13 protein-coding genes and 1 tRNA gene are annotated in these 15,261 nt (G+C 56.8%); 7 read left to right on the top strand and 7 right to left on the bottom strand.

Annotated features, from left to right (window positions below):
- Positions 1 to 3 precede the first annotated feature (3 nt).
- Entirely contained in the window at positions 4 to 513 is a 510-nt protein-coding gene (locus tag FPY71_RS14380; RefSeq protein ID WP_149300982.1) for a MarR family winged helix-turn-helix transcriptional regulator, read from the bottom strand.
- Positions 514 to 693: 180 nt separating this feature from the next.
- On the opposite strand from FPY71_RS14380, the gene FPY71_RS14375 reads away from it, so the two are divergent.
- The 6 genes from FPY71_RS14375 to ppa all read left to right on the top strand — a co-directional run bounded on the left by FPY71_RS14375 (position 694) and on the right by ppa (position 8,269).
- Positions 694 to 2,748 (top strand): M3 family metallopeptidase, encoded by a 2,055-nt coding sequence (locus FPY71_RS14375; protein ID WP_188052354.1) that lies wholly within the window; start codon positions 694 to 696, stop codon positions 2,746 to 2,748.
- Between the two features lie 164 nt (positions 2,749 to 2,912).
- Entirely contained in the window at positions 2,913 to 4,742 is a 1,830-nt protein-coding gene (gene typA, locus FPY71_RS14370; protein ID WP_149300980.1) for a translational GTPase TypA, read from the top strand.
- A gap of 328 nt (positions 4,743 to 5,070) precedes the next feature.
- Entirely contained in the window at positions 5,071 to 5,898 is an 828-nt protein-coding gene (locus tag FPY71_RS14365; RefSeq protein ID WP_149300979.1) for a MetQ/NlpA family ABC transporter substrate-binding protein, read from the top strand.
- Between the two features lie 50 nt (positions 5,899 to 5,948).
- Positions 5,949 to 7,016 carry a methionine ABC transporter ATP-binding protein gene (locus tag FPY71_RS14360; RefSeq protein ID WP_149300978.1) on the top strand — a complete coding sequence of 356 codons (1,068 nt, stop codon included), beginning with the start codon at positions 5,949 to 5,951 and terminating at the stop codon, positions 7,014 to 7,016.
- Positions 6,997 to 7,656, top strand: a complete 660-nt coding sequence (locus FPY71_RS14355) for a methionine ABC transporter permease (protein ID WP_149300977.1) — start codon at positions 6,997 to 6,999, stop codon at positions 7,654 to 7,656. The genes FPY71_RS14360 and FPY71_RS14355 overlap by 20 nt, the downstream gene beginning before the upstream one ends.
- Positions 7,657 to 7,735: 79 nt before the next feature.
- The gene (gene ppa, locus FPY71_RS14350) at positions 7,736 to 8,269 is read left to right on the top strand and encodes an inorganic diphosphatase (protein WP_149300976.1); all 534 of its coding nucleotides are present in this window, start codon (positions 7,736 to 7,738) and stop codon (positions 8,267 to 8,269) included.
- Positions 8,270 to 8,302: 33 nt separating this feature from the next.
- On the opposite strand, the gene FPY71_RS14345 is transcribed toward ppa, so the two are convergent.
- Both FPY71_RS14345 and FPY71_RS14340 read right to left on the bottom strand, forming a co-directional pair.
- Positions 8,303 to 8,869: a hypothetical protein gene (locus FPY71_RS14345; protein ID WP_149300975.1), complete on the bottom strand. Its 567-nt coding sequence runs from the start codon at positions 8,867 to 8,869 to the stop codon at positions 8,303 to 8,305.
- A 186-nt stretch (positions 8,870 to 9,055) separates the two neighbouring features.
- Positions 9,056 to 9,352, bottom strand: a complete 297-nt coding sequence (locus FPY71_RS14340) for a YggT family protein (protein WP_149300974.1) — start codon at positions 9,350 to 9,352, stop codon at positions 9,056 to 9,058.
- A 160-nt stretch (positions 9,353 to 9,512) separates the two neighbouring features.
- On the opposite strand from FPY71_RS14340, the gene FPY71_RS14335 reads away from it, so the two are divergent.
- A tRNA-Ala gene (locus tag FPY71_RS14335) sits at positions 9,513 to 9,588 on the top strand.
- A gap of 301 nt (positions 9,589 to 9,889) precedes the next feature.
- Here the strand turns inward: FPY71_RS14335 and FPY71_RS14330 are convergent.
- The 4 genes from FPY71_RS14330 to FPY71_RS14315 form a co-directional block, all read right to left on the bottom strand.
- Positions 9,890 to 11,446, bottom strand: a complete 1,557-nt coding sequence (locus FPY71_RS14330; RefSeq protein ID WP_149300973.1) for a hypothetical protein — start codon at positions 11,444 to 11,446, stop codon at positions 9,890 to 9,892.
- A gap of 340 nt (positions 11,447 to 11,786) precedes the next feature.
- Positions 11,787 to 12,386, bottom strand: coding sequence for a histidine phosphatase family protein (locus tag FPY71_RS14325; RefSeq protein ID WP_149300972.1), 600 nt, complete (start codon positions 12,384 to 12,386; stop codon positions 11,787 to 11,789).
- Positions 12,386 to 13,426, bottom strand: coding sequence for an ABC transporter ATP-binding protein (locus tag FPY71_RS14320; RefSeq protein WP_149300971.1), 1,041 nt, complete (start codon positions 13,424 to 13,426; stop codon positions 12,386 to 12,388). The genes FPY71_RS14325 and FPY71_RS14320 overlap by 1 nt, the downstream gene beginning before the upstream one ends.
- A gap of 9 nt (positions 13,427 to 13,435) precedes the next feature.
- Complete coding sequence (locus FPY71_RS14315) at positions 13,436 to 15,172, bottom strand: ABC transporter permease (protein WP_149300970.1); 1,737 nt, start codon at positions 15,170 to 15,172, stop codon at positions 13,436 to 13,438.
- Positions 15,173 to 15,261: the final 89 nt, after the last annotated feature.

The raw sequence follows: 15,261 nt of genomic DNA, 5'->3' as shown, positions 1-15,261 counted from the left end.
CGCTTACCATTGCGGGCGCCCGGTCATCGGCTGAGGCGCAGTTTCGGAAGGCTCAAGGCTACCAAGCACATCCGGATCATTGGCCAGATTTTGGCGAATGGTCATCAGCACCTTGACACAGCTCTGCATCATTTCAGGGCTGACACCACGTGTTGCCTCGTCGTAAACCCTTTGAAACAAAGGAGCCAATTGCTGCAGGACGGTGTGGGCCTGCTCGGTAGGCTGGACAATCTTGGCCCGCCGGTCGTTTTTGTCGGTTTCCCGCTCAATCAGGTTGCGGCTTTCAAGCCGGTCCAGATAAGCAGACAATGTCATGGGTTCGATGCCCATCCGCTCGGCCAGAACAGCCTGGCGCAAACCGGGGTTGCGCAAGGTCTGCGCCAATGTTCGCACTTCACCCGGCGTCAGGCCGAAGCCGTTTTCGCTCACGGTTTTCTCGAATGCCTTTCGGTACAGTCTGGCATCGTCAGAAAGCAGAAAAGCAAGAGAGTTGCCGGAAGAAAGAGCTGTCATGCGCTAGCCTTTGTTTCGCTGCTCCGGTCTAGTGTGCCGGTGCGGCCATGTAAAAACAATTCCGAATAAACCCGCCATGATGGTGCAAGAAGTGCGAGCAGGGCATTTTAAAGTCCTCCGTTTGTATCTAATTGATAATAGAAACTCCACGGCAGAATGAACTATAAATTAGAGGGTGTCTTGACCACAATATCGTCCGCAAGTCCATCTCCGCTGACACTGTTCGATTTTAATGGCATTGGCGATTTGCCCGATTTCGAAGCAATCTCGCCAGAGCATTTCGAACCGGCTTTTACAGCGGCGATGTCTTCCCAACTGCAAGAAATTGCCGCAATAGCCAATAACAGCGACGCGCCGGATTTTGAGAATACTGTTGGCGCGATGGAACGCTCCGGACAGGCTTTGCGGCGGGTATCAGCCACATTCCATGCACTGGCAGGCGCGCACACCAACGACGCACTGCAAGCGGTGGAGCGGGAAATCTCGCCGCGACTGTCCCGTCATTGGTCAGCGATCTCGCTGAATGCACCGCTGTTTGCGCGGGTGGAAGCTCTCTACAACCAGCGTGAAACACTTGGGCTGGATGCGGAATCCTTTCGGTTGCTGGAACGGATCCACACCGGGTTTATCCGCAGTGGCGCCGAGTTGAAGGGTGCAGACCGCGACCGTCTTGCGGGCATCAATGCGCGGCTGTCCGAACTGGGCACGACATTTTCGCAGAATGTGCTGGCCGATGAAAATGCGTTCACCCTGCCGCTGAGCCCGGCTGATGTAGCCGCCCTTCCCGGCTGGCTGGCGTCTTCTCTGGCAGATGCAGCGCACGAACGTGGGCAGGAAGGGTATGTGCTCACCCTCTCCCGCTCGGTTGTGGTGCCATTTCTCACCTATTCGCCCGACCGGACGTTGCGCGAAACCGCATTCAACGCCTGGGTGATGCGTGGCGAACATGATGGCCCGACAGACAACCGGCCAATCATTTCGGAAACGCTGGCGCTGCGGGCAGAAAAAGCCCGGCTGCTTGGCTATGCATCTTTTGCCGCCTACAAGCTTGAAGACACAATGGCAAAAACTCCTGATGCGGTGCGCGCATTGCTGGAAGAGGTTTGGGAAAAGGCCCGCAGCCGTGCGCTGCAGGATGCGGAGAAACTGGCAGCCATAGCGGCTGAGCAGGGAGACAATGCGCCGTTGCAGCCATGGGACTGGCGCTATTATGCCCAGATCCGGCGGCAGGATGAGTTCAATTTCGATGAAAGCGAATTGAAGCCGTATTTCCAACTGGAGCGGATGATCGAGGCTGCGTTTGATGTGGCGACACGTCTGTTCGGCGTCACCTTCTCGGCAGTGCCGAATGCAGTCGCGTGGCATAAGGACGCCCATGTCTGGCGCGTGAACAATGCTGCCGGGCAGGAAATCGGAATTTTCATCGGCGACTATTTTGCCCGCTCTTCCAAGCGGTCCGGCGCGTGGATGAGCGCCCTGCGTTCTCAGCACAAACTGGATAGTGGCAGTCAGCCCATCATCTACAATATCTGCAATTTCGCCAAACCTGCCAAGGGTGAACCGGCCTTGTTGTCGATGGATGATGCACGCACCCTGTTCCACGAATTCGGCCATGCATTGCATGGGCTTCTGTCAGATGTCACCTGGCCTTCGCTGTCCGGCACGTCAGTTGCCCGGGACTTTGTCGAGCTGCCCTCGCAGTTGTTCGAACATTGGCTGAGCGTTCCGGCCATACTGGAAAAGCACGCGACGCATGTGGAAACCAATGTGTCTCTGCCGGTGGAGCTGATCAGCAAGCTGGAAGCCGCACGTGGCTTTGACGCCGGGTTCGACACGGTCGAGTTTACCGCTTCGGCCCTGGTGGACCTTGCCCTTCATGAGGCGGAAACACCACCTGAAAGCCCATTGGCGCAGGAAGCCTTTCTGTTGCAGGAGCTGGGCATGCCGCAAGCCATTGTCATGCGCCATCGCTCACCGCATTTCCTGCACATTTTTTCCGGCGATGGCTATTCTTCCGGCTACTACTCCTACATGTGGTCGGAAGTGCTGGATGCAGATGCTTTCGAGGCGTTTACGGAAACGGGTGATGCCTTTGATGGCGCCACCGCAGCACGGCTTCACAGCCATGTCTATTCAGCGGGCAATTCACGCGATGCGGCAGAGCTGTACCACTCGTTTCGTGGAAGAATGCCAACTTCTGCGGCATTGCTTCGCAAGCGAGGCTTTGCAAACTGAACCATAAATTGCAGCCTTTGCGCAGGGCGCGCAGCAGCCATGTCTGCGTGCTCTTTCGCATGTGCAGTAAATAGTGTATCAGGGCCGCAAATAACCATAAATTCTGGCCGAGGCGCTTTCCTGGGAAAGGGCCTTCTACGTGTCTCAACATTTAGCGAGATCTTATGAAGCTTCGCAATATAGCGATTATCGCCCACGTCGATCATGGAAAAACGACTCTTGTCGACAAGTTGTTGGCTCAGTCTGAATCCGTGCGCGAAAACCAGCGCGTCGAAGAGCGTGCAATGGATTCCAACGATCTGGAACGCGAGCGAGGCATCACCATTCTCGCCAAAGCGACTTCGGTTGACTGGAAAGAAACCCGCATCAACATTGTTGATACGCCAGGCCACGCCGATTTCGGTGGTGAGGTTGAGCGTATTTTGAACATGGTGGATGGCGCGGTCATTCTGGTCGACGCATCGGAAGGTCCGATGCCGCAGACCAAATTCGTATTGTCCAAGGCTTTGAAAGTTGGCTTGAGGCCGATTGTCGCGATCAACAAGATCGACCGTCCGGACGAGCGCCACGAAGAAGTCCTGAACGAGATTTTCGACCTGTTCGTCAATCTGGATGCGACAGACGAACAGCTCGATTTTCCAGTTCTGTACGGCTCAGGCCGCGGCGGCTGGATGGCTGAAGCACCAACCGGCCCGCAGGATCAGGGCTTGGCACCGCTGTTCGACCTTATTCTCAAGCATGTGCCGGAACCAAACACCGCCAGCAAGGACGAGCCGTTCAAGATGATCGGCACGATTCTTGAGGCCAACCAGTTTCTGGGCCGTTTGATCACCGGGCGCATTCAGTCCGGCTCAATCCGTCCGAACCAGAGCATCAAGGCATTGGCCAGCGATGGCACACTCCTGGAATCCGGCCGGATTTCGAAAATTCTCGCCTTCCGTGGGCTTGAGCGCACGCCGATTGAATATGCTGAAGCAGGCGACATTGTTGCCATTGCCGGGCTTTCGAAAGGCACAGTGGCCGACACATTCTGTGACCCTTCGGTCAACACCCCGCTGGCTGCACAGCCAATTGACCCGCCAACAGTGACCATGTCCTTCATTGTCAATGACAGCCCGCTGGCTGGCACGGAAGGTGACAAGGTCACCAGCCGCGTTATCCGCGACCGTCTGTTCAAGGAAGCGGAAGGCAATGTGGCGCTGAAAATCGAAGAGTCGGAAGACAAGGATTCGTTCCATGTTTCCGGCCGCGGCGAATTGCAGTTGGCTGTTCTGATTGAAACCATGCGCCGCGAAGGCTTCGAGCTTGGCGTTTCCCGCCCTCGCGTGGTGATGCAGAAGGACGAGGCAACCGGAGAAACGCTGGAGCCGATCGAGGAAGTTGTCATCGACGTTGATGAAGAGCATTCCGGCGTTGTTGTGCAGAAGATGAGCGAGCGCAAGGCCGAAATGGTTGAGCTTCGCCCCTCCGGCGGTGGCCGCCAGCGCCTGGTGTTTCATGCGCCGACTCGCGGCCTCATCGGCTACCAGTCAGAGCTTCTGACCGACACGCGCGGCACCGCGATCATGAACCGTCTGTTCCACTCCTACCAGCCGTTCAAAGGGCATCTGGCAGGGCGCAACAACGGTGTTCTGATCTCCAATGAATCGGGAGAATCAGTCGCCTACGCCATGTTCAACCTGGAAGATCGCGGCCCGATGGTCATCGATCCCGGCGTCAAGGTGTATGAAGGCATGATCATCGGCATTCACACCCGTGACAATGATCTGGAAGTGAATGTGCTGAAGGGCAAGAAGCTGACCAACATGCGCGCATCGGGCAAGGACGAGGCTGTCAAGCTGACCCCGCCAATCCGCATGACCCTGGACCGTGCGCTTTCATGGATTCAGGACGACGAGCTTGTGGAAGTAACACCGAAGAACATTCGTCTTCGCAAGCTTTACCTTGATCCCAATGAGCGCAAGCGGTTTGAAAAAAGCCGTAAGGCCGCCTGAACCCAAGCTTTTTGAAGTGATGAAATGCCCGGTCCGACACACGTCGCGCCGGGCATTTCGTTTTATGAAGGCGCGCTGCATTGCAGGGCATCAATGCCTAATTTTTCACCGGCAATTGTCCATTTTTTTCGCTAATCTGGCGAAACGGGCATAGACATCCTTTGTCATGTGAAGGCTTACCGGGTCAAATATGCTCATGGTTTGGGCACTTCCGGGAGGGTGGTGCAGAGGCCAGTTTAGTTTTTCGTCACAGGATGTTTCGAGCATTTCCAGTTAAAGCGGACTCGCTTTGGCAGCAGGACAATGCGACCAAGCAAGGAATCAGAGCATGACCAACAATCGCTTTTCATTTTCACAGATTTCCCGCCGCACCCTCCTTGGCACCCTTGCTGTCGCAACTGCTGTTTTCGGTTCGGCCGTTTCGGTACGCGCAGATGAGCCCATCAAGGTTGGCATTGTTGCCGGAGAAGACGAAACCGTCTGGGCAGTGGCGGCTCAGGAGGCTGCTAAAAACGGCCTGACGGTCGAGCTTGTCGTCTTTTCTGACTATGTCCAGCCGAATGAGGCGCTGGCAGCGGGTGAAATCCAGGCCAACGCGTTCCAGCATTTGCCGTATCTGGAAGCGCAGATCCAGCAGCACCGATATGAGATCGAGCCTGCTGGCTACACACTGGTGCAGCCGATTGGCCTCTATTCACGCAAGCATGCCAGCCTGGCTGACATTCCCGATGGCGCAAGCATTGGAATTCCGAATGATCCGTCCAATGGCGGCCGTGCGCTGCATCTTCTTGCAGCCAATGACCTTCTGACATTGCGCGATGGGGCGGGCGTGCTTGCCACGGCAATCGACATTGCGGAAAACCCGAAAAATCTCCAGATCCGCGAGCTGGACGCAGGCATTGTCGGGCGGTCGCTGGATGATCTGGATGCAGGCATCGTGAACACCGACTGGGCGTTCAAGAGCGGTATAGACGTGGAAAAGGAACGCATTGCGCAGGAAAATCTGCCAGGCAATCCTTACCGCAACTTCATCGCGGTTCGCACTTCGGACAAGGACCAGCCCTGGGTTGCCAAACTTGTAGCGGCCTATCAGAATGACGCGGTCAAGGAAGCCTTGGCAACAGCTTACAAGGGAACCACCCTTCCCGCCTGGTGAGTTGTGACAGTTGCCACTCCTCGTCGCGCCATTTTCGGTACACATCGCATATGCATTCTGCCGTTCCAGACCATGACGACCATCAATCACCAATCCTGCGCCTAAACGGCGTTTCAAAACGCTTTGGTGAGCATGCCGCAATTTCCGATATCAACCTGACAATTCACTCCGGTGAGATATTGGGCATTATTGGACGGTCGGGCGCGGGTAAGTCGACCTTGATCCGCTGCATCAACGGGTTGGTGCAGCCGGATCAGGGCACGGTCGAGGTGGAAGGCAGGGCCATAGCCGGCCTGAGCGAATCCGAACTGCAGCCGGTGCGTCGACGCATTGGCATGGTGTTCCAGCATTTCAACCTTCTGGCCAACAAAACGGTGGCGCAGAACATTGCGCTGCCGTTGAAAATTGCCGGGCGCCCGCGTCCGGAACGTCAGAGGCGGGTTCTGGAGTTGCTTGAGCTGGTGGGTCTTTCGGGTCGGGAGCACAATTACCCGGCCCAGCTTTCAGGCGGGCAGAAGCAGCGGGTTGGCATAGCCCGTGCTCTTGCGGCTGAACCGGCACTTCTGCTGTCTGATGAGGCGACTTCGGCGCTGGACCCGGAAACAACCGAGCAAATTCTCAGACTGCTGGGCGATATCAACAAACGCCTTGGCCTGACCATCCTGCTGATCACGCACGAGATGGAAGTGATCCGCCGCATTGCCCAGCGGGTCATTGTGCTGGACAGCGGGCGCATTGTCGAAGAAGGGCAGACCTGGCGGATTTTTGCAACTCCGCAATCTGCAATCACCCGCAAGCTGCTTGGCTCCGTTCTGCCGGAAGCACCCGCCACATTGCTGGCTCAACTGAACCCGAATGCGGGCGAGGAAGCGATTTTCCGGCTGGACCTTGGCGGGCCGGGTGCAAGCGCTCCCATCCTCTCCGACATTGCGCGGCAGTTCAACGCATCTCTGCGGCTGGTCGGCGGCGGAATGGACGACATTCAAGGCCAGCCGGTCGGACGGCTTTTTCTGGCCGTCAGGCCGCAAAGCCCTGCCGATATTCCAGCCATTACCAACGCACTTGCAGGCCACACATTGCAAACGGAGCTTCTAGGCTATGTCTCAGGCACTGTTTGATCTTTTTCTGCGCGCAACATGGGAAACCACAGTGATGACGGGTGCCTCGGGCCTCGCCTCTCTGGTTTTCGGTTTGCCCATCGCCTTGCTGCTCACCGTCACCGGACCGGGCGGCATCGTGGAATCTGCCTGGACAAACCGCATCACTGGCGGGCTGGTGAATGCCTTCCGGTCCGTGCCTTTCATCATCCTGCTGGTGGCACTGATTCCGTTTACACGGCTGGTTGTTGGCACATCCATCGGCACCTGGGCGGCCATTGTACCGCTTTCGGTCGCCGCCATTCCCTATTATGCGCGAATAGCCGAGGTGTCGCTGCGTGAGGTGGACCCGGCTCTGGTGGAAACTGCCAAGGCCATGGGCGCCAATCGCTGGACCATTGTCCGCGAGGTGCTGATCCCGGAGGCGCTGCCGGGCCTTGTTGCCGGCTTTGTCGTTACGCTCGTCACGCTGATTGGCGCCACGGCGGTGGCCGGTGCCATTGGCGCGGGTGGTCTGGGTGATCTGGCCATTCGATACGGCTATCAGCGGTTTGAAACCAATGTCATGATTGCTGTTGTCGTGGTTTTGATTGCCATGGTGTGGCTTCTGCAATGGGGTGGGGACAGGCTTGTGGCCCGGCTTGACCACCGCAAGGTTTGACCGCAACCCTTTTCCTTTGCGCCAACATGCTCTAGAGCAACGACAGACATAGCCACAAAGAGTTTTCACGGGGCATATCATGAAGATCGAAGCCATACCGCGCGGCAAAAATCCGCCGGAAGACATCAATGTCATTATCGAAGTTCCGGTTGGTGGACAGCCGATCAAGTATGAAATGGACAAGGATTCGGGCGCGCTGTTCGTTGACCGTTTCCTGTACACACCGATGGTTTATCCGGGCAATTATGGCTTCATGCCACACACATTGTCCGATGATGGCGACCCGATTGATGTGGTGGTGTGCAACACCCGTCCACTGCTGCCAGGCTGCGTCATTGCCTGCCGCCCGATTGGCGTTCTGATGATGGAAGACAACAAGGGACAGGATGAAAAGATCATTGCAGTCCCTTCGTCCGACATGACGCTGCGCTATGAAAAAGTGCGTGAGCACACTGACCTGCCGGGAATCACGCTCAAGCAGATTGAGCATTTCTTTGAGCACTACAAGGATCTGGAACCCGGCAAGTGGGTGAAGATTGGCGGCTGGGGCGGTTCTGAGCACGCCCAGAGGCTCATCCGCGAAGCTATTGCCCGCTACGAAGAGCAGGCATAAGGCACATTTCTGTTTTTGGGTGCAGTTGCTGCTCTATTTCAGTGATGGCAGCAACTCACTCACTGTTCGGTCTGTCGCCCGACCGGCAATTGCCACTTTATCCCGCCCGCAGACAAAGTTCGGCACTCTTTCATCGGCGGTGCGGCGCGCCAGTTCCTGCACAGCGCTGTTAACGGCGGCATCGACAATGGCCACGATACAGCCATTGGATGCTTTATCAGCCACTTTCATAATGACCAGAAGATCCTGCGCCTGCCCGGTTTGGCTCGCGGCGAAACGGTAGCGCACAATGCCCGACTGTGCCTGATTGCCGAGAATGCGCCATTCCATTGTTTTGCCGAGCACGTGCGGCACTTCAAAGCTTTCTGCTGTGGCGCGGTCATTGCCCAGCGACACGGAAAAGCGCCCGGTATTTTCCTGCACAAACACATCGGTGCCGGGCAGGCCAGCACAGCGCCAGTATTTTACCGGGCCTTCTTCGCGCTGCTCACACCGTTCCAGAAAAAGCGGTGTTGCGGCAGTGGCAACGGTTGCGGACGTTGCCGCATTGTCACCCCCCAGCGACAGAACAAGCATCGGCCAGACAAGCCAATGACTCATGAATTTCAGCCTCCTGCCCTTCCGACATCACGCGCTTGTCGCGAGAGTTGCCTCCAACAGTAAGGCTGACATCAGCCTTGCCCAATTTCAAGGACCCAGCCGCGAGTTTCAGCAAAGCAGCACTGGGCCGAACATCATGCGGCACAGCGCGAATGGGCTGTCAGCTCCCATTTTCCTGATCGAAGCTCAGTAGCCAAGCAAAACCGGAGCAACGGAGTACACGATAAACTGCTGTAGAAAATAAATCCCCAACAAGACGATCAGCGGCGAAAGATCCAGTCCGCCAAGATCCGGGAGAATGCGTCGGATTGGCCGGTAAAGAGGCTCTGTCAGGCGGTAGAGCACTTCGGCAATTTTTGCCACGAATGAGTTCCGCATATTGACGATATTGAAGGCAAACAACCATGACAGGATTGCAGAGGCGATAACGACCCACCAGACAATGTTAAGAATGAGCAGAACCAGATTGATGACAGCGACCATAGACACGAGAGCCTTTTAGAGAAAACCGTACTTGGTACACGTCATAGACCATTGGCCGCCCTGGTGAAATCGCCCAACGGGATTTGACGCGACAAAGCGCAAACAAACTTGCTTGACAGCATTCAAAACCCGGCCCTAGATGCCTGTGGAACAGGTGTACGGGGCTGTAGCTCAGTTGGGAGAGCGCGTCGTTCGCAATGACGAGGTCAGCGGTTCGATCCCGCTCAGCTCCACCAATCTGCTCTGTCAGGGCTAAGTAGTAAATCGCGGAATTTAAGGCTTTACTCGATCATCCCCACTCGCGTACCAGTTCCGATACGACTATCATTCGAACCATTAGCCTGCATATCTTATGACTCGAGCAAATTGGTCAAGCCGAGCGCCGAGAGCTACCCTGCCGCATAGGCATCGACGCATTATTCGATCCAACTCGAAAGGTTGTTGGTCTACGGCGTCCCCCCGCTGCACCCTTCGCGTGCGCCGTCATGCGCGGCCAGATGTTTGCTGATGAGGCTATGACGATCGAGCGTGCGGACCCTATTGGGGGGCTGACCAGCGGGATCGTGCCTTCCTGGCCTGCCGTTCTTTTGCGCGTCGTTGTTGCCGGCTGACGGCCCTGTCGGCGGGGTATTCGTGGGCTCCCATCATAATCGCAGCGTCGGGATCATAGCGTGACATGACGTTCAACGAGCGACGTAGTTTTTCCAACTGTTCAGGAGAAATTTCTTCGAGCGCGTCACGCCGGATCAGCATTAGATCTTCGGAGGAGCCTTCAGATCGTCGAAATGGCGCAGGTGCATCGACCGCGATGCCGATTACGGAGGCTAGGTGCTGATGCTCTTGAAGCACGGACATGCAGTACACACCGAGGGTCGCCTTACGGAAGGCTCTATACTCTTCGTACTCCATGTTCGGGTCTAAATAGTCCGGGACCGCCATGATCACAAAGACGTACGCTAGGTCTGGCATTTCCGAGTTCTCACTCGGGAGGATGATCCTCGCGAACCGCGACGCGTTTCCCGCAAGCATCTTTTCGTAAGCGCTGGTGACAGCCTGAGAGAGGAGTCGCCGGCTCAGGCGATTTTCTCTCGCCATCAATCGAAGACACTCGTCGGCTTCGACGGAGCGGGGTGAGCTACCATCTAAGCCGATCGAAGTGCCTTGGAGGACGTGACCGGCGAACATTTCGATCATTCGGTCCCACAAATACGATTGTTTGTCGTCGTCAATCTTCCGGAGAAACGCGGGCTGTCGTATGAACCATTCGTAGTAACCGCCTTGGATCACCATAGTCTGGCCGTCCTTCAGGGGTCTGCCGCGATGATCCAGGAAGCCACGATGACCACGTTCGTCGATCACCTTCAGGTAGTGGGCTAGAGCATCGTCTTCGCCGTTAGCAAGACTGAGTTTCTGTGTGCGGATTGATTCCGCGCGTGAACGGAGGTAGCGAGAAAAATCCGAGATGGTGTCCAGATGACTCAGAAGAAGATGAATGGCAGGCCGATTGAACACATGAGCAAATGATCCAGAGGGATCGACGTCTCCAATAGCGAAAGGCATGAAGCCTGGGGCGTTGCGATCCCAGTGCTGTCGGTCAGTCAGATGCGATGCGATCATCGGCATTCCGGATTCATGACCAGTTATCTCTTTTAAAGCTACTTCCGCACCGACTGCGACCACCACTCCGTGTATACGTCGTCGTTCAGGTGGTGGAAGGTTCACCGGCAGCGGTTGCGTGCACTCTCGGTCGAGAAAAATTCTGTCGGGAAATTCGGTCACCCATCGCTCCGCTCCGCGAATTTGCTTCACGGAATCCTTAACCGCGGCCTTAAACCAGCGTCCCCATGCGATGTCCGATTGTGCCGATACTGACCAGCCTACTGACTTGTCACTGAAGATGATAACGTCGTCACCGCAGACAATCAGAAGGTCGCAGAGCTCCTTCCCGTCACCCTTCCCATCCACATCGTGTCCGAGCTTCTGCTTTCTATACGGAGATGGGAACGTCCAGAAATTGAGAAATGAAATCTCGCCGATCTCAGCGAGTATCTTCTCCGACTCCGTCGTTGGCTTACCTCTAATGATCGGTGTCACTGAGCTATTGGTGTCCTCGCTCGATCTCAATAATCAAGCGTTTGCTCACCGCACCGATCAAAGTTCGAAGCAAACGCATCTGCAGAAATGTCTTCAGAGTCGAGAATGCACTTTCTGAAGTTATTCCTTGTTTAGTGGGACCATAGCCGACTTCTCTTCGACCTGGAAGCCACTTCCGCCACGGCATTTCAAATTGCACATTTCTTCTAAGGCTAACCTCGAAAACTCTGTTCTTTGGGTTAGCTCATTGCTTCGCGGCGACCGCTAGTTCTGTGGAGCTAAGCGCCATTATTCCGTCGCATTTTGATTTTTCCTCCGACATTGCTGAACGCTTATGCTTTCAGTCCGGCGCGTCGAGTATCGGGGCAGAGCCAGTGACGTTGAATGCCTCAAGGCGCGCCAGCCCGTCGGGAAAGGCGAGTATCGTCAGACTGGCTGGCCCCACCGGAATGATCCGCGCCGGCTCAAGGCCGAGCGCGTAGTCCAGTGCCGCGCGGATAACACCGCCATGGCAGACCAGCAGTGCTGTCTCGTTTGTCCGCTCCAATGCCCTCATCATGGCGGAACCGATACGCGTGCGCATGTCGCACCACAGCTCGCCCTCCGGCGGCGCATAGGTTCCGGCCCGCCATGCAAGGTAATTGTCTTCTTCACGTGCCTTGATGTCGGCAATCACCTGCCCTGTCCAAGCGCCCACACTATGCTCGCGCAGTCCCGGCTCACGCTCCGCATCAGGATAGCCCAACAGATGTGCTGTCTCGGCTGCGCGAACCAGATCCGAAGTCAGCACCAGATCTGGCTGCTGTGCGGCAATCAGCGGTGCCAGCGCGCGAGCCTGATCCCGGCCCCGCGGTGAAAGCGCAATATTCGCCTGCCCCTGCAACCTGCGCACTGCATTCCACTCGCTTTCACCATGACGGACAAGAAGAAGCCGCTTCATCACACCCGAGCTCCTTTCTGGTCGAACAGGGCGGACGGAGATGCTGGCAGTTCGAAATACAGCCTCTCGCTCAAAAGTCCGTTGCCTTCGGCAATGGCCGTCAGCCGTTGCCCGCTCTCGGTCATACTCTGGACCAGACGCTGGCCCGCCATCGGCACGACCTCAGCCAGCGTGCAGGCAATTCGCCTGTGACCGGGCCCGGCATGAATGGAAAATTCCTCGGCTCGGACCATAGCCGTGCCGCTATGACCCTTGAGCGCCGGGTCTTCCAGCGTGCCGAACCATTTTCCATCTTCCACATTGATCAGATTGGCAGGCGGTGTGCCGACAAAGCCGGCAACAAAAGCCGAGGCCGGATTGGCCAGAAGGTTATTCGGCGTATCAAACTGTTCGATCCGACCATGATTGAGCACCGCAACGTGGCTGGCCATGGTCATGGCCTCCACCTGATCGTGCGTTACATAGACCGACGTGGCACCGGTGGCGCGGTGCAGTTTGGTCAATTCGAACCGCATCTCAACCCGCAAGGTGGCATCAAGATTGGACAGCGGCTCGTCAAACAGCATGATGCCCGGCTTGGGCGCAATCATCCGCGCCAAAGCAACGCGCTGCTGCTGACCGCCGGAAATTTCTCCCGGATAGCGATTGGCAAGTTGGGCAATGCCCAGCATGTCCATGGAGGTGTTTATTGCCGCGCGACGCTCTTGCGCTGAGCATCCGGCAACCTTGAGCGGCCAGTCGATGTTTCCAGCGACAGTCATATGCGGCCAGAGAGCATAGGATTGAAACACCAGACCCGCGCCACGCTCTGCCGGAGGCACGAACATGTCGCCGCTGCCATCGGCAATGAGCTTGTCACCAAAGCGAATTTGACCAGATGTTGGATGGTCAAGTCCGGCCAGCATGCGCAGCATGGTGCTCTTGCCACAGCCCGAGGGGCCAAGCAGAACGAGAAAAGCACCCTGGGGCACCGAAAAGCTGACCTGATCTACAGCCGTATTGCCGGAAAAGCGCTTGCTGACATTATCGAGCGTAATCAAAGGAAAGCCTCAAGCAGGAATATTGCGGCGACGTCCGCGCAGCAGCGACGCCGCGCCGGTCGCCAGCATGGAAATGACAAGGATAATGATGGTCACGGCATTGGCGAACTGGTGGAAACCGTCTGAAGCATAGGAATAGGACAGCACCGCCAGCAGTGGCGAACTGGGCGTATAGAGCAGCACGGTGATCGCAAGGTCGCCAATGACATTGACGAAGGCGATCAAAAGACCTGCGATCAGGCCCCGCGCGGCCAGCGGCACCGTGATGGCTCCCAGGCGGCGGAAAAATCCGGCTTTCGTCATCCGCGCCGCTTCGTCGATATCGCCCGAAATCTGCGCCACGGTTGCCCTGCCGGTTTGCACGGCAAAAGGCAGCATGGCGGCTGTAAGGGCCAGACCCAGCAGCAGTGGTGTGCCGTAAAGGGCAGGCAGAGGACCAATTGGCGCGCCATAAAGCGCGATATAGGCCGCAGCAAAGGCAATGCCCGGCAACAGCATGGGCAAAAAGCTCAATTGCGACACAAGATTGCTGAGAATGCGCACCTTCTGCCGCGTCAGGGCCACGGCGATAAGAATGCCAAGAGCATTGGCTGCAAGAGCCACGCAAAGCCCCAGCACAATTGTGGTGCCAAGCGCGGTGATGAGATGCGGATTGCGAAGAATGCCAGCCTGCCCACGGGCAAACTGCGAGCTTGCCTCGCCGATCCAGTAATGCAGCGTCCAGTCTGAAAACAATGCCAGCGATGAGGGCGCAACACTTGCGGCGATCAACAGGATGATCGGCACTACAGTGGTGGTAAGGCAGATGATCCACGCGAGAATGGTCAGCGGCAACCGAGCGCTGCCAAGCTCAAATCGGCGCGGCCGGGACCCCTTGCCGGTGATGGTGGCAAAGCTTTTGCGGCCATTGAGCACCCGATTGCCAAAGCCCAGAAAGATAGCGGAAATTGCGATCAGCAGAATGGCCAGCACATAGCCGCGTTCCACCTGGCCGATTTCGATCATGCCGAAAAGACGTGTCGACAATGTCTGCATGCGAACGGGAAGCCCAAGCAAGGCAGGCGCAGCAAAATTGGAAACGGCAGCGGCAAATGTCAGAGACGCTGCAGCGATCAGTGCCGGGCTGACCAGCGGCAGCACAATGCCGAACAGGACACGCTTGCGCGAGGCCCCTGTCATCTGCGCTGCCTCAATCATGTCGCCGTTGACCGTGGCCAGTGCGGCCACAATGACCGTGAAAGCCAAGGCATAGTAATGGGCGATCAGCACGATGATGGTGGGCGTCATGCCCCAGCTTAACCAGTCGGGAACATTGAGGCCCATGCCTTGCAGCAGACCGCCACCGCCACCAACGCGGCCATTGCGAAACAGGCTGCCCCAGGCCAGCGCGGTGGCAAAGCTGGGGATCATGAACGGCAGAGTGGCCATGAAGCCAATGAAGGCACGCCCGGGAACATCGGTCATCACCACAAGCCAGGCCAGAAACCCACCCAGCAGAACGCAACCACTGGCCACGCAAAAGCCGATGATCAGCGTGTTGAGCGCGGGCACAAGGAAAAGGTTTTTCGTCAGCCGACTGGCAAGAACGTCCGTCCAGGCGCTGCCACCATTGGCGCCAAGCCGAAATGTTTCGACCAGGATGGTCAATAGTGGCGCTACCACCAGAATGGCGAGCACCAGAACCATGAACCAGGTCAGGCCCTGGCGTGAGACCAGACTGGTCATGCGGCGAAGGGAAAACGGCATTGACGGCTCCGGCCGAACGGGCGGTTTCTTAAGCATTTCCTGCTGAAACGGAGCCGTTTCAACGAGAAGAGGATGCGAGGAAACAGAAA

The sequence above is a fragment of the Aureimonas fodinaquatilis genome (assembly GCF_008369445.1).
GTDB classification, from domain to species: domain Bacteria; phylum Pseudomonadota; class Alphaproteobacteria; order Rhizobiales; family Rhizobiaceae; genus Aureimonas; species Aureimonas fodinaquatilis.
This window is presented reverse-complemented; position numbering and strand designations above follow the sequence as displayed.

Bases quoted from the DNA above. Each gene is read 5' to 3' on its own strand.
- FPY71_RS14380 (WP_149300982.1), bottom strand. From the start codon at position 513: ATGACAGCTCTTTCTTCCGGCAACTCTCTTGCTTTTCTGCTTTCTGAC.
- typA (WP_149300980.1), top strand. From the start codon at position 2,913: ATGAAGCTTCGCAATATAGCGATTATCGCCCACGTCGATCATGGAAAA.
- FPY71_RS14365 (WP_149300979.1), top strand. From the start codon at position 5,071: ATGACCAACAATCGCTTTTCATTTTCACAGATTTCCCGCCGCACCCTC.
- FPY71_RS14360 (WP_149300978.1), top strand. From the start codon at position 5,949: ATGCATTCTGCCGTTCCAGACCATGACGACCATCAATCACCAATCCTG.
- FPY71_RS14355 (WP_149300977.1), top strand. From the start codon at position 6,997: ATGTCTCAGGCACTGTTTGATCTTTTTCTGCGCGCAACATGGGAAACC.
- ppa (WP_149300976.1), top strand. From the start codon at position 7,736: ATGAAGATCGAAGCCATACCGCGCGGCAAAAATCCGCCGGAAGACATC.
- FPY71_RS14345 (WP_149300975.1), bottom strand. From the start codon at position 8,869: ATGAGTCATTGGCTTGTCTGGCCGATGCTTGTTCTGTCGCTGGGGGGT.
- FPY71_RS14340 (WP_149300974.1), bottom strand. From the start codon at position 9,352: ATGGTCGCTGTCATCAATCTGGTTCTGCTCATTCTTAACATTGTCTGG.
- FPY71_RS14325 (WP_149300972.1), bottom strand. From the start codon at position 12,386: ATGAAGCGGCTTCTTCTTGTCCGTCATGGTGAAAGCGAGTGGAATGCA.
- FPY71_RS14315 (WP_149300970.1), bottom strand. From the start codon at position 15,172: ATGCCGTTTTCCCTTCGCCGCATGACCAGTCTGGTCTCACGCCAGGGC.